Below are 428 nucleotides of genomic sequence, written 5' to 3'. Positions count from 1 at the left end.
GCCGCATCCTTGCGCTCGACGATATTGCCTTGCTGATCGAGGATGAAAAAGACCGCGTCGGCCATCTCCAGACCCTGGTCGAGGATGGCCCGCGCGCCGATGATCGTATCGCCGGAACTGGTTTTCTGGCGAATCCAGGGAGCGGCGTCGGCCGAAACCGTGTTGGATTTGCCGGAGCGCAGCTGCGTCTCGATCTGTTCGGACAAGGAGAAGGCGTGCGCGGCGAGCGGGTTGATGACTCCGACCGAGACGGCGCCGAACAGCAGTGCGCCGATGCAGCACGGCAAAAGGAACTGCCAGGCGGAAACGCCCGCGGACCGCGCGATGACAAGTTCGTACCGCCGGTTGAGCGAAACCAGCGTCGCCATCGCCGAGAACAAGCCGACAAACGGCACCGTCTGCAGCATGATCATGGGCATTCGAAGGCC

1 protein-coding gene is annotated in these 428 nt (G+C 63.1%); it reads right to left on the bottom strand.

The window, feature by feature from the left end; translation table 11 throughout:
- Positions 1-428, bottom strand: a 428-nt coding sequence (locus EN852_RS35350) for an LptF/LptG family permease (protein ID WP_135879641.1), incomplete at both ends; no start/stop codon positions are given.

Source organism: Mesorhizobium sp. M2E.F.Ca.ET.209.01.1.1 (genome assembly GCF_004010375.2).
GTDB lineage: Bacteria > Pseudomonadota > Alphaproteobacteria > Rhizobiales > Rhizobiaceae > Mesorhizobium.
Note: the sequence above shows the minus strand (reverse complement) of the source record. Positions and strands in the feature narration are given on the sequence as shown.